The sequence below is a fragment of the Labilibaculum sp. genome, from assembly GCF_963664555.1.
Classification (GTDB): Bacteria; Bacteroidota; Bacteroidia; order Bacteroidales; family Marinifilaceae; genus Labilibaculum.
Genome location: NZ_OY761461.1, coordinates 3,016,457 through 3,035,504, shown reverse-complemented (window position 1 = coordinate 3,035,504; position 19,048 = coordinate 3,016,457). Strand labels below are relative to the sequence as shown.

Sequence of the window (19,048 nt, the reverse complement as noted above, 5' to 3'; positions counted from 1 at the left end):
CGGCTATATTTTCTGAGTAAACCACTTATTCCGGATACTGAAGGTTATAAATGGCAAATCTGGATTTGAAGAGAAGGATGAGGTGGCAGCACTATAATATTGAATCATACCAATTTAATTTCAAAATAGACTTTAAATAAAATGAATTAATTTTTAGTTGTATCGAGGCAAAAAAGTAAAGCATAGCCATGTTGCGATGCATCTTTTTTACCGAAGATATAGCTGAAAAGAAACATTTTATATGGCATGTTTTGATATCAATACCATTTGATTTTCTGATTGATTTCAATAGGAAAATTCTTGTAAAAAATCTGCGCGGATATAATCTTTCAGAGAGAATTTTTAAATACATAAACAGTAAGTATTATTTTAATTTAAAAAAAGTAAAATGAAAAAAATATTGATATTACTAAGTATAATGTTAATTGCATTATGTGTTAGCAGCCAAAATATTTCAACATTTAAAGGCAAAGTACACAAGCTGGACAGTGAAAAAGTAGTTTTTGTTAAAAATTTAGCAACCGATGAAGGGGAAGAAATAAAAGTTCAGGAAGATGGTACATTTAGCTTTTCAACATCAATTGATCAACCCGAATTCGATGCTGCTTTTGTAATTGGATATTTTATTTTTAAAGTATATGTTGAGCCAAATCGTAATTATATCGTACATATGGATTTGAGTGTTGAATCAGATGAGTCGCGATACAATGTTCTTGGCGATAATTTAGCAGAAAACGTATTCTTAAAAGAGTACAATCAAAATTTTGCAAAAACCTATCAGCTTCTTGATCCTCTTCAGGTGTACGATAATTTTAAGGATTACAATAGCAGTGTTAGTAAATTACGAAGTATTGAGGAAGGTTATCTTGCGCAAATCGACAATCCCCGTTTTGTGCGCGAAATGAAAAATAGGATCAAAAAGAATACATTATATTATAATTATGTATTTGCGTTCAATTGGCTGAAGAAAAACGGTGAAATTGTAAATGATCCGGATTTTGACAAATACCTCCTATCTGAAGAATGGACAGGTTCTGGATCAGAAGATTTTTCGGATATAAATACCGTTCTAAATTATTATATCATTTTTAATATGCCAGAAGTTGATTTGCTGGACATTATGAAAACGATGAAAAAATGTCTTTCAAATCAGGATGTCTTGAATCAGGAATCTACAAATGTAATGGGTAATATACTCGAAAACAGAGGGAAAGGGGATATTGGGAAGATGATGAAATATTACAGAGAGATATGTAATGATGGCAAAGAAATTGAAAGAATAGCAGCAGTTCGCAGCATGACTAAAAAACTGGAAATTGGAGCTTTGGCACCCGATTTTGAAATGAAGGACCTTGAAGGAAATATGCTCCATCTTTCAGATTTAAAAGGCAAAGCTTTGTTTATTGATGTATGGGCAACATGGTGTGGTCCCTGTAAATTGGAAATACCGCATTTTAAGAAAATTGCTGATCACTATAAAGAGGATGAAAGAATACGATTTATTAGCATCTCTATAGATGAAAATAGTAACGCATGGAAAAAATTACTTCTTAAAGAAAAGCCTGAATGGGCGCAGTATATTGTTGATGGAGGAAATGGATCTGAACTGTGCAAAAAATATCAGATCAATTCAATTCCTAGATTCATGTTTTTCGATAAAGATGGTAAAATCGTTAACACCCATGCTCCGTATCCTTCTGAAGATGATGTTTTAGAATACATTAATAGTCATTTGTAAATTTATATGAGTTTTATTGAATCTTTCATCGCATAGTAATAAATTTTAAAGGGTCAGACCTTATCAAGTCTGACCTTTTTTCAAAAGTATGTTGGTATGCTTAAGCATAGCAACTTGTTCTTTGATTGCAGTCGGTTTTTCAATTTTATCGTTAATAAATTTTAACAATATTTTATACTTGATCTTTCACCTTATTATAGATTTTAGTTGTCTTATAAACAAGATAGAAATATTTAGAGACTGATCTTTAATAATATTCACCAAGTAAAAAAATAAAACACATGAAGAAAATAATTTTATCATTAGTAAGCATATTCGTTTTTGTCAGCGCATTTTCGCAAGGCATAGCATTTGAACACGGAACATTTGCAGAGGCCCTGGCAAAAGCAAAAAAAGAAAATAAGACTGTATTCATGGATTGTTACACCACATGGTGTGGTCCTTGTAAATATTTGGCGAAAAATATCTTCACCCAAGATGAAGTCGGAGCTTTCTTTAACAAGAATTTTGTGTGTGTGAAAATGGATATGGAATCGGAAGCAGGAAAACCTTTAATGGAAAAATATCAGATATCTGCTTTTCCTACTTTATTGTGGTTGGATGCCGATGGCAAGCTGCAGCACAAAATGGTGGGAGCAGGCGATACACAATCACTTATCGCGGCAGCTACGTTAGCTTTAGATCCTAAAAATAACTGGGCTGCACTAAACAAACAATTCGAAAAAGGAGATCGTAGTTCCGAATTTATGCAAAGGTACATCATGACCTCTGCAAACGCGGGTATTGATGCAAAAGAGGCTGTTGACAGCTATTTTTCAAGTAAAAAACCTGAAGAGCTGATTAATGCAAAAGATGCCGAGTTAATTGCCAGTACAATTAAAAGCACATCAAATCCTGTTTTTCACTTTGTGTTGAAAAATAAGGCCAGGTTTTATGCTGTAGCTGATAAAGCACAGGTTGACCAGTTTTTGGAGTATACCATGTTCGGTGAAATGGTACAATTGGCTCGTAAAGGCGATATGGAGGCTCTAAGTCTTAAAAAGAAAGAGTTAATTGCTCTCGACAAAGAAGTTGGAACAAAGATGGTTGCATTTTTGGATATGAATATGCTTCAAAGTGATCCTGATCAGAGAAAATTTTATCTGGCGATGGCTGATTATGGAATAAAGTATGATTTTGACAACTTCGAGAACTTGAACCAATATGCATGGACTATTGCTGAAGCAAAAGAGGATCTTGATAAAGAATTGGTAAACAAGGCTGTGAAAATGGCCAAGCGCTCTGTTGAATTGAATACTAATTTTGCGAATATAGATACATATGCCTGCATATTGAATAAAGCAGGACGAACAGAAGAGGCGAAAATTCAGGCTGCAAAATCAATAGAGTTAGCACCCGAAGATGAAAAGAAAGACTTGTGGTCAGCAATATTTTTGAATGAGAAAAACTGAATCTGCTGATTTTTTTACTCATACAAGCCAACCCACCTTCACCTTAGAGGTGGGTTTCTTTTTCACCCAGCCAAACTTTTAAAGGATTGAGATACTACCGGGAGACTGCCTGTTGAAGCCATCAGGTTTCCAATTGGCTGCCACTTTTTGCCAATTGGGCACCAATTGTTGCCTCGGGGAGCCATCAGATTACTAATTGACGGGTACAACTTGCCAATTGGATGCCACAAGTTGCCGATTGAAAACAGTTCCGGCTATTTTCTTAGTGAATGAATGATGTTCTTCTTTAGTTGTTTCAGTAGGACAAAGAGCACCAAACACAGAGGCGTTAAAAAAAGGAAAATGGATTTTGAAATGAGTATTAAAAGTTCAAGCCTTTATGGATTAACAAATCTTAACAAATTTTTCTGTTTTCATATTCACCCAATGTGTGTTGATTATTGTCTTAAATATAAGTAAGAGAAATTTCTGAATAGAAACAGCAAACAAAAATGCAGAATATGAAGAGGAAAATTACAGGTTTAGTTATCATGCTAATGATGGTAAGCGGATCATCTTTTGGACAAATCTTAACTCCATCGAAATGGAAAGTAGAGTTGTCAAAAAAGGAATTTAAAGTTGGAGAAGTTATTGATATTGTATTTAAGGCCACTATTGATAAGACTTGGCATTTGTATTCAAACGATTTTGATCCGGAATTGGGTCCGATTTTAATTGAGTTTGATTTTGAAAAGAATGAAAGCTATGAGAGAATTGGAAATGTGAAGCCAATAAATGCCAAAAAGCATTACGACAAAACATGGGAAGGCGAAGTAAGTTATTTTGAGAACACTGCTGAAATGCGCCAGCAAATAAAAATTAAGAACTTACCATTGAAAATTGAAGGAACCTTCGAATTTCAGACCTGTTCTGATGTAAGTGGACAGTGCGTAATGGGAGATGATGAGTTTGATATTACTTATCCGGCTAACTAAATGTTAACCATTGCCAAAATTTTTAATCACACCAATACTTTACAGGAGTTTAATTAGTTAGTATATCGATTAAATTCTGAATTAAAACCACCTGTCAGGTGGTTTTTTTGTTTGTATATCGTATCCTAATATCAAAGGGCAACTACAGAGATTATCATTTTTAAGACCGGGAAGTTGATAATTTCATAAGCAAAACCTTACATTTTTAATGAAACACGAACCAAAACACAGCTTTTTGTTCTGATCCGATAAAAAATATTACTAAAAACGTGAACTTTTATAGAATCGTAATTTTTATCTAATCTGGATTGAAAGCATTTTTGATTTGTATAGATTATCAGTGTAATTACATTAGTTTGAATAAACAAAATAATGGAGTGAATGATAATTGAGGTGCTTGTAATAGCTTAGTAATTAACAAATATTAGCTTTTTTTTCATTTTAGTTTTCACCCTATTACTGGTTTTGGTTGTCTCTACAGTAACAAGACAGAAGTAAAAGAAGAATCAAAAAAACCAATTCAACTCAATTGCATTGGATAATACCTAAATGAGCAATATCCAATTTATAAAATAATTAAATAATGAAATTGAAATTTACAGTTTTTGCCATTCTGATGGTAATGTTTAGCGGATTTTCGTTTGGACAAGTCTTGCAACCTGCCAAGTGGAAAGTTGAGTTTTCGAATAAAGAGGTAAAAGTAGGCGATCAGCTGGATGTTGTTTTTAAGGCATCGATTGATAAATCGTGGCATGTATACTCAAACGATTTCGACCCAGAGTTGGGACCAATAGTCATTAAATTTGATTTTACCGAAAATTCAAGCTACGAACGAATAGGTGAAGTAAAACCAATCAATGCCCATAAGCATCAGGATGAAGTTTGGGGTGGTGAAGTAAGCTATTTCGAGAATGAAGCTGAGATGCGCCAAAGTATTTTGGTGAAGGAATTGCCGCTGCATGTAAAAGGAACCTTCGAATATCAGACTTGTTCCGATGTTTCGGGACAATGTGTAATGGGGGATAATGATTTTGATTTGCAAATTAAAGGTGGAGCTGCAACAGCAGCACAAAAAGTGAAAGCTGAAGCACCGGCACCGGTAAAAGAATCTAAAGACAAGAAAGGACTTTGGGCAGTATTTATTTTTGCCTTTTTAGGTGGTTTAGCCGCAATTTTTACTCCCTGTGTATTCCCTATGATTCCTATGACGGTTAGTTTTTTTATGCACAGCAGTGAAAACAAGGCCAAAGGTAGAATGCAGGCTTTCTTCTATGGATTTTCTATTATTGCGATATATTCTTTTATTGGTACTTTACTCGCTGTTGTTATGGGGCCGGGTTTTGCCAACTTTCTATCAACGCATTGGGTTCCTAATGTTTTCTTCTTTTTAATTTTTATGGTATTTGCGGCATCCTTTTTTGGAATGTTCGAAATTACCATGCCAAGCTGGATGGTGAATAAGTCTGTATCAAACGAAGATAAAGGTGGATTATTGGGTGCTTTCTTTATGGCATTTACTTTGGTTTTGGTTTCGTTCTCATGTACAGGACCTATTGTGGGCGCCATTTTAGTTGCCTCGGCAGGAGGTGAAGTTTTAATGCCAATTGTTGGAATGTTAGGATTTTCAACAGCATTTGCTATGCCATTTACATTGTTTGCCATTTTTCCGGGATGGTTGAATAAAATGCCGAAGTCGGGTGGATGGTTAAATTCAGTAAAAGTTGTTTTAGGCTTTATAGAATTGGCTTTAGGTTTAAAATTCTTAAGTATTGCTGATCAAACTTACCATTGGGGAATTTTAGATCGTGAAATTTATCTTGCAGTTTGGATTGTAGTGTTTGCCTTATTGGGATTGTATTTATTAGGTAAATTGAAATTTTCTCATGACAGTGAACTGAAATTTGTTAGTGTTCCTCGTTTATTATTGGCGGTTGTAACCTTCTCGTTTGTCGTTTACATGATTCCAGGAATGTTCGGAGCCCCTTTAAAAGCTCTTTCAGGATATATTCCACCACAAGCAACTCAGGATTTTGATATCAATCAGATTGTACGAAATAATGCGGGCAATAGCGGAGCAGTTCATCAGGAAGCCCATAGCGCTAAGTATTCTGACTTTTTACATTTACCTCATGGCTTAAACGGATATTTCGATTACAAGGAAGGAATGGCAGCAGCAAAACAGCAAAACAAACCTGTATTTATGGATTTCACAGGTCACGGTTGTGTTAACTGCCGCGAAATGGAAGCGAATGTATGGTCTGACCCACAAGTGTTGAAGCGTTTGCAGGAAGACTACATTGTTATTGCCATGTATGTTGATGATAAAACAGAATTGCCTAAAGAAGAGTGGATTGTTTCCAATTATGATGGTAAAAAGAAGAAGACTTTAGGAAAGAAAAATGCAGATTTTCAAATTACAAGATATAATATAAATGCTCAGCCATATTACTGCCTGCTTGATTCGGACGGTAAAGATGTAGCTACACCAAGAGCTTACGATTTAGATGTAAACAATTTTGTAAGATTTCTGGATGAAGGAATTAAAAATTTCAAGCAAAAAAAAACGGCAGCGGCAATTAAGTAGTTGATTAAAAGAGAAATTATTTTGTTTTAACAGGACAATAAAAAGGCATTTAAGAATCAATATTAGTTAGTGAGTTTTCATAGGTAAAGAATGAAAACGTGGTTAGTAGGGTTGATGCAGATGGCAGGGCCGGCAATCCCTGTCATCTCATCATCAAACTTGAATAGATTCTAAAGCTGATAAAACAAAATCAAGATAAACAACAACAAACAGTAGTTAGTGGTGAAAAGGGCAGGGACGTTAAGTTATTTACCCCAATATCTGATCTAAGAAACTCCCTGCTCTTTTTTTCGAAATTTAATTTTATGCTATGAAGACCACCCATCGATTCCCAATTGAACAACACAAGTTTTATCAATTAGGAATTAATGGCAACCTGAGAACACTTTTCTCTCGGATTTTTAATGAGAAGAAATTATAAAGTAAAATTTAACGTATGAATAAAATTGTAACACTGCTCTTTGCGAGTATTTTATTTTCTGGTTTGGTTTCCCAAGCTCAGTATACAACAACGATTCCATTGAATTCAAAGGTGAAGCAAGGTAAGTTATCTAATGGTTTAACTTATTATGTGATGCATAATGAGGAGCCAAAAGACCGCGCCAGTTTTTATTTTGTACAAAACGTTGGAGGGATTCTTGAAGAAGATTCTCAAAATGGTTTGGCTCACTTTCTGGAACACATGGCGTTTAATGGTTTGGAAAATTTTCCAGGTAAGAACATGCTTGATTATTTGGAGAAAAATGGTATTCTTTTTGGACGTGATATTAATGCTTATACTGCTCAGGACCAAACTGTTTATAATATCAGTAATATTCCTACAGGGAGTAAAGGGTTGATGGATTCGGCTTTATTGGTTTTGCATGACTGGTCAGGAGGATTATTGCTGGAAGGCAAAGAAATTGAGTCGGAGCGTGGTGTTATTCATGAAGAGTGGCGTACCAGAAGAAATGTTCGTAAGCGTTTGGGAGATCAAACATCATCGGTGATGTATAATAATTCGAAGTATGCAGAGCGTGATGTGATCGGTTCTTTGGATGTGATTGATCATTTTGAACATTCAGCACTTCGCGAATATTACGACAAGTGGTATCGTCCGGATTTACAAGCTGTAGTTATTGTTGGAGATATTGATGCTGAAGAGATAGAAGAGAAAGTACAGGCTTTATTCTCGAAAATTCCAATGCCGAAGAACGCTGCTGAGCGTACTTATACTCAAGTTGAGGATTCTAAAGAAGTAGCTTATGTTGCAGCTAAAGATAAGGAACAAAAAAGTCTGAGTATCATGTGGTTGTTCCGTAGCGATTTGGATGCTGTAAAGACCGAAGTAACACAAAGAAACGATATGGCTAAAGGCATGTTCAATCAGATGCTTACTGCCCGTATTGCTGAGAAAACTAAGAAATTGGAATGCTCGGCAATGGGTATTCAGGTTGGTGGATTTGATTTAGCCCGTACCAAAGGTGGTGATTATATTTACGTGATGCCTAAAAGGGGTAAAGAACTGGAGGCATTCTCTGAAGCACTAACAGAATTGGAACGTGTTAAACGTTATGGTTTTACTGCTTCGGAGCTTGAGAGAACCAAGGTGCAATACATGAGATCATATGAATCATATGCTGCAAATTACAGCAAAATTACAAATGATAAGTGGGCGGAGCAATTAGCAGACTTGTTCTTAAAAGCAGAACCATTTCCTTCCTTGGAGTGGGAAATGGAATTTGCCGCTAAAACCATTCCTGCTATCACACTCGAAGAGGTGAATGCATTTGTTAATTCTTATTCTAATGTTGATAATTCAGCATTAGTATTACAAGGTCCTGATAACGAAACGCAGGTTTACCCAACTAAAGAAGAATTATTAGCGGTTGCAGCTAAAGTGAAATCATCAAATGTTGAAGCTTATGTAGATGAAGCTGGCAATCAGCCTCTTGTTGCTAAGAAATTAAAAACAGTAAAAATTTCAAGCCAATTTAAAGTTGAAGGGACTGATGCCAGTGGTTATGTTCTAGAAAATGGTGCAAAAGTTGTAATTTTACCTACTGAATACAGTAAGGATGAAATTTCGATGTCTTCTTTCAGTTTTGGTGGAACATCATTAATTGCTGATAAAGATCTTGCTTCCGCAGATATGGCAACAGGAATCTCTCAAATGTCTGGTGTTGGTGAGTTTGATGCAACTCAGTTACAGAAAAAATTAGCAGGTAAAATTGTTAGTTTGAATGCAAGTTTAGGAGAATTGACAGAAGGATTTTCAGGTTCTGCTTCTCCTCAGGATTTTGAGACTTTACTACAATTGCTTTACCTGAATTTTGAAGCACCTCGTTTCGAAGAAGCTCCTTTTAGTGCACAGATGGCACGTATGAGAGATTATGTTGCAAACATAAAAGTAGACAATAATAAAGCACTTCAGGATACTATAGCTTTATTATCGACAAATTATTCTCCACGTACTTTGCTTTTTGGAGAAGATTTTATTAATAAGATCGACTTTAAAAGAGCAGTTGAGATTTATAAAGAGCGTTTTTCCAATGCGAGTGACTTTACTTTCATCTTTGTTGGTAATATTAACGAAGAGGAGCATTTGCCCCTAATCCAGAAGTATATTGGTAACATCAGCTCTATAAACAAAAAAGAAGCATTTGTAGATCATAAAGTGGGCCCTTCTAAAGGAAAAACAAGCAGAATCTTCGATCGTGAAATGGCAGTGCCGAAAACGACAGTTACTTATGCAATACAAGGTGATTTTGATTATACATTAGAGAACAGAGTGATGCTTAACGTAGTGTCTCAACTTCTGTCTAAAAGATATATGACAACGATTCGTGAAGAGGAAGGTGGATCTTATGGTGTTGGAGTTAGTCCATCATCATCTAAACTACCAACACCGGAATTCTCATTGAATATCAGTTTCGATTGTAATCCTGAAAAGCGTGATCGTTTGGTTGAAATTGTCAAGGAGGAAATTGTTAAAATTCAAAATGAAGCTTGTGATGCTGTTGACTTAAATGAGATTAAGAACAATTTCATTAAAAGCAGAGAAGAAGCTGAATTGCAAAACTCTTTCTGGATGAGCAGTATCCAAAACAATCTAATGTTAGGTTCAAAACTGACTTCTAAGGAAGATTACATAAAATTGATTGAAAATATTGATGCAAACTCGATTCAGAAATTTGTAAAAGAAATATTAAAGAACGTGAATACTGTTGAAGTAATCATGAATCCTAAAAAGTAGTACAACAAAATCATTAGTCTGTTTTGATTTAGTTAGGACCGGTTGGTAAGAATGATTGACCGGTCCGCTCTTTTGTCTTAAACTATTAACCAACCACAAGTAAATTATCGAAAAACATAAAGTGTGTTTTTCTTGAAAAATCAGTAATGAAGGAAGTTTACCTACAAAAACTAAAAGAAGAGTTTGTTCCGGCACTTGGGTGTACGGAACCGGTAGCGGTGGCTTATGCTGCAGCAAAAGCACGAGAGATCTTGAACCAAATTCCCGAGCGAATTGAATTTCACGTAAGTGGAAACATTTTTAAGAATGGAATGGGAGTTGGAATTCCAGGTTCGGGTATGGTTGGTTTAACGATTGCAGGGGCTTTGGGTGCTTTGGGAGGAAATCCTATGGCAGGATTAGAAGTTCTGGATAGAATTAGTCCTGACATTGTTGAATTGGCGCAAACCTTTGTGAGCCAAGGAAAAGTTCAGGTAGATGTAAAATATGGTGTGGCTAAACTGTACATCGAATGCATCTGCTTTAAGGGTGAAAATACAGGTCGTGTTGTGATTCAGGATCGACACACAAATGTGGTTTTAGCTGAACGAAATGGAAGTATTATTTACAGCAGTACTTCTGAATCGGTAAAAGATACCGGTATTAGTATGAAAGACTGGAACTTTAGTAGTATTTATGAGTTTATCAATACCGTTGACATAGCCGATATCGCTTTCATTGAAAAAGGAGTAAAGCTTAATAAGTCCATCGCAGAGGAAGGTTTAAAGGGAAATTACGGACTTCAGGTGGGTAAATCGATGATGATTAATATCCGGAAAGGAATCCTTAAGGAGGATTTAATGAGCCGGTCCATAATGCTTACAGCCGCCGCTTCAGATGCAAGAATGGCAGGCAGTGCAATGCCTGTGATGTCTAATTGTGGCAGCGGAAACCAGGGAATAAGTGTTACCCTGCCTGTGGTTGTTGCCGCAGAGGAATTTAAAGTGAGTCATGAGAAATTACTAAGAGCTTTGGCTTTGGCATTATTGGTTACCATTTACATGAAATCTTTTGTAGGTCAGTTATCGGCACTTTGTGGCGTATTATTGTCTACTGCCGGTGCAGGATGTGGAATTACTTACATTATGGGAGGTGATTTTAAACAAATGGGGATGACATTACAGAATATGACAGGGGGTGTAACCGGTATGATTTGTGATGGCGCAAAGTATGGTTGTTCGCATAAAATTGCGGCAAGCGTAAGTGCCGCAATTCAATCATCATTATTAGCTATGAATCACAATTGTTTGAATGGAATGAATGGTATTGTTGATGATAATGTGGAAGCTACTATTCGGAATATTGGTCGTTTGGCAAATGAGGGAATGGAAGTAACCGACGAGGTGATTCTTAAGACCATGTTGGAAAAGATGAAGAAAGTTTCTTAAGAATATAGAAAGAAGAAAAAGATGGAAAGTAAAGAGAATATAGAAAGAGTAAAGTGTTTGATAATTGGTTCGGGACCAGCAGGCTATACTGCCGGAATTTACGCATCAAGAGCAAATTTAAATCCTGTTGTTTATGAAGGTTTGCAGCCAGGCGGACAATTAACCACAACTACTGAAATTGATAATTTCCCGGGATATCCAGAAGGAGTAACTGGAACTGTAATGATGGGCGAACTAAAAAAACAAGCCGAACGATTTGGCTGCGATTGCCGCTGGGGTATTGTTACTCAAGTAAATTTGAACGAACGGCCGTTTAAATTAAAAGTAGATGGGAATAAAGATATTGAAGCCGATTCGGTAATTATAGCTACAGGAGCTACGGCTAAATATTTGGGTTTAGAGAGCGAAGAAAAATTTAGAGGTTCGGGTGTTTCAGCCTGTGCTACCTGCGATGGTTTTTTCTACAGAGGAAAAGATGTTGCAGTTGTAGGCGGTGGCGATACAGCCTGCGAAGAGGCTTCTTACTTAGCTGGCTTGTGCAGAAAGGTTTACCTAATTGTCCGCAAAGATTTTTTAAGAGCATCGAAAGCAATGCAGGAAAGAGTATTTAAAACAGCGAACATTGAAATTTTATTCGAACACTCTACTAAGGAGTTAACAGGACAAAATGGGGTAGAAGGCTGTATATTAATTAGTAAATCCGGTACTCCAATGGAAAAAGAAGTGAAAATTGCTATTGATGGATTCTTTTTGGCTATTGGTCATCATCCCAATTCAGATGTATTCTCTGATTATATTGATACAAATGAACAAGGTTATATTCTAACTCAGCCAGGCACTCCAATGACAAACATTAAAGGAGTTTTTGCCTGTGGCGACGTACAAGACCCAAATTACCGGCAGGCAATAACATCAGCAGCATCAGGATGTCAGGCTGCTATTGAGGCAGAAAGATATCTGGCTGGAATGAACTAGCTTATGAGTTAGCTTTCTGCATCCCGACTTACTAAATAGTTTTCTTTATGTTGTAAATTTTCAGTAAGGCAGGCAAATCCGTATATTTCAGACATGTATTCGTTTTAAGTCAATGGTTGGGATTGCCTCTTTTTTGTAAACAATAAAAGTTAAAATAATTCATTCGCTCATCAAATATTTGTTTGATGGGCGTTTTTATCATTAAACAAACGCAAATAAGTGACCTAGTGCATGATATTTTTTTGTTGAAGCTTTAAAATTGAGAAGATTTAATATAGAATAAAAGAACCAATATTCTTTTAGTTTGGATTATTCTTAGAAACCTCTTAAATTTCAGCGAAACAAAACAGATCCTATCTTGAAAAGAATTTCAATTATTTTCCTTTTAATTTCCCTTACCGGTTTTTTCGCTTTTTCAGGAGTGAAGAACAATGGGATTCCTTTTATAAAAAATTTCTCCCGAAGTCATTACAAAGGAGGAACTCAGAACTGGGACATTGCACAAACACCCAATGGGTTGCTTTATTTTGCTAATAATGAGGGAGTATTGGAATTTGATGGAAACAATTGGCGTGTGATTCCAATGCCCAATAATTCAGTTGTTCGTTCGTTGGCAGTAGATAGTTTGGGGCAGGTATTTGTTGGTGCATATAACGAATTTGGATATTTAAAGCCCGATAATCAAGGGAAGTTGAGCTATCATTCTCTCGTTGATCTTTTGCCTGATAATGATCGGAAATTTGATGAAGTTTGGCAGATCTTCCCCTATAAAAAAGGTATTCTATTTCATTCGTTTCAAAAAATATTCTATTATAGAGATGGTGCAATTTCACAAATTCAGAATGAAAATGAATTTCATTTTAGTTTTCTTGTTGGGGATCAGTTTTTTGTAAGAGATCAAAAAAAAGGACTTTGTGTGCTCGATGGAAGATCTTTAGATGTAGTGAAAGGAGGTGAGTTATTCGTTGATAAGGAGGTTGTTAGTTTGCTTCCCTTTTCGAATAATCTGATTTTAATTGCTACGGCATTAGACGGTTTGTTTCTGTATGATGGTACTCAGATGACTTCATGGAACAATGAGCTTAGTCAAAAATTAAAAACTGATCAGGTATATACAGGAATGTCACTTGGGAATTCAAAATTTGCTTTTGGAACGGTTCGGAATGGTGTTTATATCATTAACAAGGAAGGACAAATAATACAAAATATCAATACTGAAAAAGGGTTACAGAACAATACCGTTTTAAGTCTGTTTTTGGATCAAAAAGAAAATTTATGGGTTGGATTGGATAATGGAATCGATTATTTGGAAATTAGTTCTCCTCTTACCATTTTTCCAAAAGATAAAGATCTTGGAGCAGGTTATGCATCAATATATCATGATGGGTATTTGTATCTGGGAACCAACACTGGATTATTTGCCCGGAAATATGATTTTTCGAGGGGCTTAAGCAATGGAGAAGAGGCTTTCGAATTGGTTAAGAATACCTCGGGACAAGTATGGCATTTGCAAGTAGTTGACGGGGAGCTTATTTGCGGACATAATAAAGGAACATTTAGTATTGATAAAAAGGTAGGAAAATTGATTTCTGATATAGCCGGAGGGTGGAATTACATTTATAAAAAAGAGTTTCCGAATGTAATGATTGGTGGAACCTATAAAGGTTTAGTACTTTATCAGAAATCGAAACAAACGAATAATAAATGGAAATTTGTTAAAAGAATTGAAGGTTTCAATGAATCATGCAGAGAAATGGTTTGGAATGATGACAATACGATTTGGATGTGTCATGGTTACAAAGGCGTGTATCGTTTGGTCTTAAATGAAGATTTGGATAAATGTACAAAGTACAGATTTTATGGAGTAGAAGATGGCTTTAAGTCAAACCTGGGTATTGATGTCCACAAACTTCGTGATGATATTGTTTTTTCAACCAGCAATGGTTTTTATAAATATGTTGCAGAATCTGATCAATTTGAAGTGTATCAGTCTTTAAATAATATATTTGACAGCGAAGAACCAGTGAATAAATTATTTGAGCAAAAAAATGGTGATGTCTGGTTTTTTCAAGCTGAAAATGTAGGTTTATTAAAATCACAAGTAGACAACTCATATGAAATGCTGAAAAAGCCATTCGCTCCCTTAAAATCATCTTTTATTGGAGCTTTTGAGAATGTTACGGTTGTTGATAAGGAAAATGTATTATTTGGGAATGAGGATGGATTTGTTCATTATGATCCTACAGTTGTGAAAAAATACAATGATCCATTTCAGACTATCATTAGAGAAGTTCGTATAAGTGGGAAAACAGATTCTGTTATTTATTATGGAACTTATTCCAATGCCAATGCAATTCAATTTGACTCGGATAATGAAAATAGAATTGAATTACCTTATAAAAGCAATGCCATTCGATTCAAATATTCTGCGCCTCAATTTAGCAACCCGGAATTAGTTCAATATCAATGTCAATTAATTGGATTTGATGAAATTCCATCATTATGGGTAAATAATTCTCAAAAAGAGTATACTAATCTTCCCGAGGGAGAATATGTATTTGAAGTAGTTTCCGAGAATCAATATGGAGTTAAATCAGCCAAGGATACATTTTATTTTACCATTCTTCCTCCTTGGTATCGCTCTCATACAGCATTTGCTATTTATATTCTATTTGCACTGTTCTGCATTTACGCTATCATTATTATTATAAGATATCGAATTAAGTATTTGCAAAATCAGTTAAAAAAGAAACAGGAAGAAGAGCTGAGATTAAAGGAACAAAAGTTTAGGGAAGAGGCACTAATTGCCGAAAAGGAGATTGTACAACTACGGAATGATAAATTGCATAGCGAAGTTGAATTTAAAACCCGTGAATTAGCCGGTTCAACTATGAATATCATTCATAAAAACGAGGTGCTTTCCTATTCGGTAGGAGAACTAAAAAAAGCCCTGAAAAAGATTAAAGATCCAACAGCACTTGTTCAAGTAAGGCAATTAATGAAAACTATAGATGCTGAATTCAATAGCGAGCAGGATTGGGAGCAGTTCGAAGTACATTTTGATCAGGTACACGAAGATTTCCTGAAAAGATTACGAGTGTTGCATCCGCAATTAACACCAAAAGATTTACGAATTTGTGCTTATTTAAGAATGAACCTATCGTCAAAAGAAATTGCTCCGCTGATGAATATTTCTGTTCGTGGAGTAGAAATAAGCCGGTATCGTTTGCGGAAAAAATTTAATATTGCACGGGAAGAAAATTTAATTGATTTTATTTTGAAAGTATAAGCAGCCAAAATAATTCTGTTTTAAAAAGGGCTAATGATGAAAATCATTAGCCCTTTTTAAATTTGATGTATGGTGTATTTAAAAAATATTAAATTGTTAATAAAAGTTAAATTCTTAAAAATCAATATTTTATAAGGATGTAATTGTGCTGTGATGTAGTAATGATGTATTGGTGTTTTAGAGCTGTTGAGTTTGTGATGTATCCATTTTTTTGATTAAGTAGGATTGTTGGCCTTACATTGCAATCGTTGTAGGTGCAGACTGTGCAAATAGAGCATCCAACTAATTTCTAATCTTAACTAACTAATTTATGAAAAAAACGGTTTTGTTTTTATTTCTCACATTCTTTTGCATGACAACGTTCGCGCAAGGGCATGCTGTGACTGGTGTCGTTTCCTCGGCAGAGGATGGTACACCCATACCATTTGCTTCGGTAGTGGTAAAAGGAACAACTATTGGAACTTCAACAGATTTTGATGGAAAATACTCTATTGAAGTTGATGAAGACGATATAATTGTGTTTTCGATGGTTGGTTTTTCCACGCAGGAGTTTCGTGTGGGAACACAAGAAGTGATCAATGTTATAATGGTCACAGATAATATGGGCTTGGATGAAGTAGTTGTTATTGGTTATGGTGTTCAGAAAAAGAGCTCTGTAACAGGTTCTATATCATCGGTAAAGGCAGAGGATATTCAAAAGATGCCAATTCAACGTGCGGAGCAAGCTCTGCAAGGACAGGTTTCAGGTGTACAGGTAACAATGGATTCAGGTCAGCCAGGTGCAAGCTTGTCTGTCAATATTAGAGGAATTGGTACCACCGGGAATTCACAGCCGCTTTATATTATTGATGGCAATCCAGTAGGCGATATTTCTTACTTGGCTTCTACCGATATTGGAAGTATGGAGGTTTTGAAAGATGCTTCGGCTTCAGCTATTTATGGTGCAAGGGGTGCGAATGGAGTTGTAATTATTACCACAAAACAAGGAACTCAAGGAGCTGCAAAGCTTTCTTACGATGGTTACTATGGTATTCAGAATGCATGGAGACAAATGGATGTTTTGAATGCACAGGATTACGCCATGATTATTAATGAATCATTATTGAATGCTGGTAAAAACAGTTCTTCACCTGATTGGATTCAGGATTCTGAAATTGCAGGTATTGGTTCAGGAACAGACTGGCAAGATCAAATATTCAGAAAAAATGCGCCAATACAAAGTCATACCTTGTCTTTGAACGGTGGTACTGATAAAATTTTGTATTCAACTGCTCTATCTTACTTTAGTCAGGATGGTATTGTATCAGAAGATAAATCGAGCTATGAACGTGTTAACTTCCGTGTAAAGGGTGATTATACCTCTTACGATAAGAAGTTAAAAGTCGGAACATCAATGGTGTATTCTCATTATACTTCTCAAGGAGTAGATCCTAACAATGTTTATAATTCGCCATTGGCTCGGGCTATAAATATTGATCCTATCGCTGTGGTTAAGAATGAGAATGGAGAATTTGGAAGACCTATTCGTAACATGCAGGAAATTGTTAATCCTGTTGCCGGAATGTACTATTTAAATGATGAATACAAAACGGACAAAATTGTAGGTAATCTTTATGCAGAATACAAAGTTGTTGATCATGTAAAAGTGAAAACATCATTAGGTATTGATTACGCATACCAATGGCATGATGTTTATACTCCAATTTACGAATTGAGTACAATCACCAAGAACGATAAAACCATGGTGAGTAAAACCATGAACAACTGGTACAGCACCAACTGGGAAACAACAATCAATTACAACAATACTTTCGGAGAGCACGAGATTGATGTAATTGCAGGAACTACAGCAATGACAAGCAATTATGAGAATCTAAGTGGTAGTGGAAGCGAATTGATTATTGGTGGTCTTGATTATGCTTACATTGATAATGTTGGAAATATAGAAAGTAAATCGTCGGGAGGAACCTTTGACTCAAATTCTTTATTGTCTTTGTTCGGGCGTGCCAATTATAGTTTCAAAGATCGATATATGGCATCGATTACTGTTCGTCGTGATGGTTCATCTCGATTCGGACCAAATGATCGTTATGCTATTTTCCCTTCAATTTCTACTGGTTGGATCATGTCTGAAGAGGATTTTTTAAAGGAAAAATTAGGTCCGGTCACTTTTGTCAAAATAAGAGCAAGTTGGGGGCAAAATGGAAACGAAAATATCGGTAATTTCAGGTATTTATCTTCAATAGCGAACAATCACAATTATAATTTTAATGCAGGTACTGTTGTTAATGGTTCTTCTCCTTCCAAGATTGCCAATCCAGACCTTAAGTGGGAAACTTCAGAACAAACTGACATAGGTCTTGATATCCGTTTTGGTTCTAATTTTTACATGAATTTGGATTACTACGATAAAAGAACAAAAGACCTTTTGATTGATGCGCCAATTCCAGGATATGTTGGAAATAGTGCTCCAACCGTTAACGGAGGAACTGTTCAAAACAGAGGTTTCGAAGCATTATTAGGATACAATGGTAAATCCAATGATTTTTCTTATGGAGCAACTCTTAACTTTTCGGCGAACAAAAACAAAATGTTGAAGATCAATAATGATGAAGGGATTATTTACGGTAATGTAAATATTGGTCCTTCAGGAATGAAAAATCTGACCATTGCAAAAGAAGGCGAGCCTATTGGTTACTTCTGGGGATGGGAAACAAATGGGATCTACCAAAATCAAGCTCAAATTGATGCAAATGGAACCCATCAACCAAGTGCTACTCCTGGTGATTTAATTTATGTTGATCAAAACAAGGATGGTAAAATGGATGATGCTGATAGAATCAATTTAGGGGATCCACATCCTGATTTCACTGTTGGTTTAAATCTAAATTTCGCCTATAAGAATTTCGATTTAAGTATGTTTTGGTATGGTGTTTTTGGAAATCAGATTATTGACGCTACCCGTCGTTACGATTTGCCGAATGCGAATTACCAAACATCAGTATTGGACCGCTGGACTGGAGAGGGTTCTACAAATTCGACACCTAAAGTGTCTTGGAGCGATAATAACAATAATCAAGGTAATTTCTCCGACTACATGGTTGAAGATGCAGATTATTTAAGACTTAAAAATCTTCAGATTGGATACTCTTTACCAAAATCGGTATTAGACAAATTGCATATTGAGAAATTTAGAATTTATGTTTCAGGTGATAATTTATTAACATTTACTGAGTATTCCGGATTGGAACCTGAAATTGGAAATAACGAAAATGTATTCTATACAGGTGTAGATCAGGGTATTTATCCTCAAGCCAGAGTTTTTTCAATAGGTGCTAATATTACTTTCTAAGATATTTTAACAGATAAAACAAA

Annotated in this window: 9 protein-coding genes; all 9 read left to right on the top strand. The window is 35.5% G+C overall.

The genetic code is table 11. From position 1 onward, the window contains the following. The first annotated feature begins 388 nt into the window (after positions 1-388). On the top strand, positions 389-1,738 hold the full coding sequence (locus ACKU4N_RS12080; protein WP_321316574.1) for a TlpA family protein disulfide reductase: 1,350 nt from the start codon (positions 389-391) through the stop codon (positions 1,736-1,738). Between the two features lie 281 nt (positions 1,739-2,019). After that, positions 2,020-3,189 (top strand): thioredoxin family protein, encoded by a 1,170-nt coding sequence (locus tag ACKU4N_RS12075; RefSeq protein ID WP_321316573.1) that lies wholly within the window; start codon positions 2,020-2,022, stop codon positions 3,187-3,189. A 500-nt stretch (positions 3,190-3,689) separates the two neighbouring features. After that, positions 3,690-4,163 carry a protein-disulfide reductase DsbD domain-containing protein gene (locus ACKU4N_RS12070; protein ID WP_321316572.1) on the top strand — a complete coding sequence of 158 codons (474 nt, stop codon included), beginning with the start codon at positions 3,690-3,692 and terminating at the stop codon, positions 4,161-4,163. Between the two features lie 583 nt (positions 4,164-4,746). Continuing rightward, positions 4,747-6,747 (top strand): protein-disulfide reductase DsbD family protein, encoded by a 2,001-nt coding sequence (locus ACKU4N_RS12065; RefSeq protein WP_321316571.1) that lies wholly within the window; start codon positions 4,747-4,749, stop codon positions 6,745-6,747. A 436-nt stretch (positions 6,748-7,183) separates the two neighbouring features. Then, positions 7,184-9,982 (top strand): M16 family metallopeptidase, encoded by a 2,799-nt coding sequence (locus ACKU4N_RS12060; protein ID WP_321316570.1) that lies wholly within the window; start codon positions 7,184-7,186, stop codon positions 9,980-9,982. A gap of 146 nt (positions 9,983-10,128) precedes the next feature. After that, positions 10,129-11,409, top strand: coding sequence for an L-cysteine desulfidase family protein (locus ACKU4N_RS12055; RefSeq protein WP_321316569.1), 1,281 nt, complete (start codon positions 10,129-10,131; stop codon positions 11,407-11,409). Between the two features lie 21 nt (positions 11,410-11,430). Then, positions 11,431-12,384, top strand: coding sequence for a thioredoxin-disulfide reductase (gene trxB / locus ACKU4N_RS12050; RefSeq protein WP_321316568.1), 954 nt, complete (start codon positions 11,431-11,433; stop codon positions 12,382-12,384). A gap of 358 nt (positions 12,385-12,742) precedes the next feature. Then, positions 12,743-15,673: a triple tyrosine motif-containing protein gene (locus tag ACKU4N_RS12045; RefSeq protein WP_321316567.1), complete on the top strand. Its 2,931-nt coding sequence runs from the start codon at positions 12,743-12,745 to the stop codon at positions 15,671-15,673. A 352-nt stretch (positions 15,674-16,025) separates the two neighbouring features. Beyond that, entirely contained in the window at positions 16,026-19,025 is a 3,000-nt protein-coding gene (locus ACKU4N_RS12040) for a SusC/RagA family TonB-linked outer membrane protein (protein WP_321316566.1), read from the top strand. The last annotated feature ends 23 nt before the right edge of the window (positions 19,026-19,048 follow it).

What these genes read in the sequence shown, in the direction of transcription:
- ACKU4N_RS12075 (WP_321316573.1), top strand. Translation starts at nt 2,020, where the DNA reads ATGAAGAAAATAATTTTATCATTAGTAAGCATATTCGTTTTTGTCAGC.
- ACKU4N_RS12070 (WP_321316572.1), top strand. Translation starts at nt 3,690, where the DNA reads ATGAAGAGGAAAATTACAGGTTTAGTTATCATGCTAATGATGGTAAGC.
- ACKU4N_RS12040 (WP_321316566.1), top strand. Translation starts at nt 16,026, where the DNA reads ATGACAACGTTCGCGCAAGGGCATGCTGTGACTGGTGTCGTTTCCTCG.
- ACKU4N_RS12065 (WP_321316571.1), top strand. Translation starts at nt 4,747, where the DNA reads ATGAAATTGAAATTTACAGTTTTTGCCATTCTGATGGTAATGTTTAGC.
- trxB (WP_321316568.1), top strand. Translation starts at nt 11,431, where the DNA reads ATGGAAAGTAAAGAGAATATAGAAAGAGTAAAGTGTTTGATAATTGGT.
- ACKU4N_RS12060 (WP_321316570.1), top strand. Translation starts at nt 7,184, where the DNA reads ATGAATAAAATTGTAACACTGCTCTTTGCGAGTATTTTATTTTCTGGT.
- ACKU4N_RS12055 (WP_321316569.1), top strand. Translation starts at nt 10,129, where the DNA reads ATGAAGGAAGTTTACCTACAAAAACTAAAAGAAGAGTTTGTTCCGGCA.
- ACKU4N_RS12080 (WP_321316574.1), top strand. Translation starts at nt 389, where the DNA reads ATGAAAAAAATATTGATATTACTAAGTATAATGTTAATTGCATTATGT.